This window comes from Methylobacterium aquaticum (assembly GCF_001043915.1).
GTDB classification, from domain to species: domain Bacteria; phylum Pseudomonadota; class Alphaproteobacteria; order Rhizobiales; family Beijerinckiaceae; genus Methylobacterium; species Methylobacterium aquaticum.
In genome coordinates this window covers 1-3983 of sequence record NZ_LABX01000338.1, presented here as the reverse complement: position 1 = coordinate 3983, position 3983 = coordinate 1, and the positions used below count along the sequence as shown (strand labels likewise).

The window sequence follows — 3983 nt, the reverse complement described above, 5'->3', positions numbered from 1 at the left end:
CCTCACCCCTGACCCCTGACCCCTCTCCCACCGGGAGAGGGGGACCGCGTCTCATCCTGCAAACGCCAAGACAGCGAGCGCCAAGACAACGGGCGCCAAGACAGCGAGGAAGGCCGACCCTACTCCGCCGCCTCGCTGCGCAACTCGCGCGGCAGCGGGAAGACCATGTCCTCGGTCGTGGTCGAGACGGTGTCGACCGTGACTTCGTAGCGGGTCGCGAAGGCGTCGATGATTTCTTCCACCAGCACCTCGGGGGCCGAGGCGCCGGCGGTGAGGCCGAGCCGGCGGATGTTCGAGAAGGCGTCCCAGTCCAGGTCCTCGGCGCGGTTGACGAGCCGGGTGATCGGGCAGCCGACCCGCTCGGCGACCTCGCGCAGGCGCTGCGAGTTCGAGGAGTTGGACGAGCCGACGACGATCAGCGCGTCGACGAGGGGGGCGACCTGCTTCACCGCCTCCTGGCGGTTGGTGGTGGCGTAGCAGATGTCGTCCTTGTGCGGGCCGACGATCTTTGGGAACTTGCGCTTGAGCGCCTCGACGATGTGGTGGGTGTCGTCGACCGAGAGGGTGGTCTGGGTCACCCAGGCGAGGTTGTCGCGGGTCTCGGGCTCCAGAGCCTCGATCTGCTCGACATCCTCCACCAGGGTGATCGAGCCCTTGGGCAGCTGGCCCATGGTGCCGACGACCTCCGGATGGCCGGAATGGCCGACCAGCAGCACGTGGCGGCCGCGCTTGTGGTGGATCTCGGCCTCGCGGTGGACCTTGGTCACCAGCGGGCAGGTCGCGTCGATGGTGGTGAGCCCGCGGGCGACGGCGTTCTGCGGCACGGTCTTGGCCACGCCGTGGGCGGAGAAGATCACCGGGGCCTTGCCGTCCGGCACCTCGTCCAGCTCGGCGACGAAGACCGCGCCTTTGCGCTTCAGGCTCTCGACCACGTACTTGTTGTGCACGATCTCGTGGCGCACGTAGACGGGCGGGCCATAGAGGGCCAGCGCCCGCTCGACCACGTCGATGGCGCGCACCACGCCGGCGCAGAAGCCGCGCGGCGCGCACAGGAGGATCTCGAGGGGCGGCTTCGCGGGCGCGGCGGCACCGGCGTCGGTCTGGTTCACGGGAGCGCTCATGATCCGGGATGTGGCGAGGCGGGACGGTCCCTGTCAACCTCTTGTGCCACGCAATCGTGGCGATCAAGAGGGCGCGCGCGACAGGTCTCCCGCGACTCGTGTGTGACGGTCCGCACGGAACCTGCCGGCGGAGCGCAGCCTGGGTTCGCTCGCCAGCCCGGTTCGGGTTAAGGGAGGGTCTGAGCCGACCTCGAACCCAGGAGAATCCCGCGCGATGGCGACCGCCGCCGACCACGCCAGCTTCCTGCCGCCGGTCCTGACCTTCCTGTCCGCCGCGGTGATCGGCGTGCCGATCTTCCGCCTCCTCGGGCAGAGCGCGGTGCTCGGCTACCTCGTGGCCGGCGTCGTCATCGGCCCATCGGGCCTCTCGCTCATCACCGAGCCGGAGACCGCCCGCAGCGTCTCGGAACTCGGGGTGGTCCTGCTCCTGTTCATCGTCGGGCTGGAACTGGAGATCTCGCGCCTGATCTCGCTGCGGCGCGACATCCTGGGCCTCGGCACGCTCCAGCTCGGGCTCTGCGCCCTGGCGCTCGGGGGCCTCGGCGTCCTCACCGGCCTCTCGGGCGGGGCCGCGACGGTGATCGGCATCGCGCTCGCCCTCTCGGCGACCGCCGTCGCGTTGCAGCTCCTCGAGGAACGCCGCGACCTCGCGGCCCCCTACGGCCAGCGCGCCTTCGCGGTGCTTTTGTTCCAGGACCTGTCGATCGTCGGCATCCTGGCGCTCTTGCCGCTCATCGCCCAGACCGGGACCGGCCAGGGCGGCGAAGCCTGGCTCGGCACCGCCCTGCAATCGGCCGGCACGGCGGTGGCGGCGGTGATCGGGGTGGTGCTGGTCGGGCGCTACGGCCTCAACCCGTTCTTCCGGCTGCTCGCCGCCAGCGGCGCCAGCGAGGTGATGACGGCCGCCGCTCTGCTCGTCGTGCTCGGCACCGCCCTCCTGATGGAGGAGGTCGGGCTGTCGATGGCGATGGGGGCGTTCCTCGCCGGGCTGCTCCTCGCCGAATCGAATTTTCGCCATCAGCTCGAGGCCGATATCGAGCCGTTCCGCGGCATGCTGCTCGGCCTGTTCTTCATGAGCGTCGGCATGTCGATCGACCTCGGCCTCGTGGCGCAGAACTGGCTCGGCCTGTTCGCCGCCACGGTCGGGGCGATCCTGATCAAGGTCGCGCTGGTCGCCGGGCTCTTTCGGCTGTTCGGCTCGTCCTGGCTCGATGCGTTCCGGGGCGCCGCCGTGCTGGCGCCGGCGGGCGAGTTCGCCTTCGTGCTGCTGCCGGTAGGCCAGGAACTCGGCCTCGTCGACGGACCGTCCGGCCGGCTCGCCATCGCGCTCGCCGCCATCACCATGCTGATCGGGCCGATCGGCGCCAAGGTCCTCGACGGGGTGCTGGCGCGGCGCGCCACCGCCCCGCTCGAACCCGAGCCCGAGGCGATCGAGGGCGCCGAGGCCCGGGTGCTGGTGATCGGCTTCGGCCGCTTCGGCCACATCCTCAACCAGGTGCTGCTGGCGCGGGGCCTGAGCGTCACGGTGATCGACAAGGACGTGGAGCAGATCCGCAGCGCCGCCCGCTTCGGCTTCCGGGTCTATTACGGCGACGGCACCCGCCTCGACGTGCTGCGCGCGTCGGGCGCCGGCAAGGCCGAGGTGGTCTGCATCTGCATCGACGATCCCGAAGCCACCCTCAAGATCGTCGATCTCGTCCATGCCGAGTTCCCGGCCGCCCGCACCTACGTGCGGGTGTTCGACCGGGTGCAGGCGATCGAGGCGATGGGCCGCGACGTCGACTACCAGATCCGCGAGACCTTCGAATCGGCCCTCGCCTTCGGGCGGGCCACCCTGGAGGCGCTCGGCCTCTCGCCCGAGGAGGCGGCGCGCACGGTCGACGACGTGCGCAAGCGCGACCTCGCCCGGCTGGTGCTGCAACAGGCCGGCGACCCCCTCGACCGGAACGATCCCCTGCGCAGCCTGGTGCGGATCAAGCCCGAGCCCCTGACCGCGCCGCTCCATCCCTCGCACGGCCTCAACCCCGAGACCGAGGACATCATCGCCCGCGAGCGGGTCGGCGCCGATGGGTGAGGTGCGCCCGCCGGACACCGGCACCGCCCCGCCTGCCCGCTTCGTCACCGGCTCCCCCTTCCGCCACGTCGTGGTGATGGGGGCGACGGCCTCGGTCGGCCTGATGGCGATCTTCGTCGTCGATCTCCTGTCGCTGCTCTACATCGCGCGGCTGGGTGATCCCGTCCTGACGGCGGCGGTGGGCTTCGCCACCATCGTCCAGATCTTCGCGGTCTCGATCAATATCGGGATGATGATCGCCGTCGGCGCCCTGGTCTCGCGAGCCTTGGGCAGCGGCGACGTCGCACGGGCACGGCGGCTCGCCGCCTCGTCCCTGGTGCTGGCCGTCGTCGCCTCGGGCCTCGTGACGGTCGTCCTTCTGCCGCTGCTCACGCCGTTCCTGACGCTGATCGGCGCTGCGCCTGAGACCGTGCCGGCCGCCCGGACCTTCCTGTGGATCGCCCTGCCCTCGACCCTGCTGATGGCGCTCGGCATGGGCTTCTCCGGCGTGCTGCGGGCGGTCGGCGACGCGCGGCGGGGCATGAACGTGACGCTCGCCGGCGCCGCGGTGACGGTGGTGCTCGATCCGTTGCTGATCTTCGGCCTGAATCTCGGGATCGAGGGAGCGGCGATCACCATCGTGATCGCTCGCCTCGCTTTCGCCTGGGTGGGCTATGCCGGCGCGGTGCGCGTCCACCGGATGGTGGCCCGACCGAGCCTCGCGGCGGTGTGGGCGGATGCCGGGCCGATCCTGCGGGTGGCTTTGCCCACCGTGCTCACCAACCTCGCCCCGCCGGTGGCGAGCGCCT

General features: G+C 71.1%; 3 protein-coding genes. 2 read left to right on the top strand and 1 reads right to left on the bottom strand.

Translation table 11 applies throughout. The features are described 5' to 3' along the window. Nucleotides 1–119: 119 nt before the first annotated feature. Entirely contained in the window at nt 120–1121 is a 1002-nt protein-coding gene (gene ispH / locus VP06_RS31385) for a 4-hydroxy-3-methylbut-2-enyl diphosphate reductase (RefSeq protein ID WP_048467747.1), read from the bottom strand. Between the two features lie 214 nt (nt 1122–1335). Between ispH and VP06_RS31380 the strand changes: the two genes are divergently transcribed. Together VP06_RS31380 and VP06_RS31375 are read left to right on the top strand one after the other, a co-directional pair. Continuing rightward, a complete protein-coding gene (locus VP06_RS31380) occupies nt 1336–3195 on the top strand; it encodes a monovalent cation:proton antiporter-2 (CPA2) family protein (protein WP_048467746.1) in 1860 nt (619 codons plus the stop codon). Then, nucleotides 3188–3983 (top strand): MATE family efflux transporter (locus VP06_RS31375; RefSeq protein WP_048467745.1); only part of this gene is annotated, 796 nt, incomplete at its 3' end. The genes VP06_RS31380 and VP06_RS31375, both read left to right, overlap by 8 nt.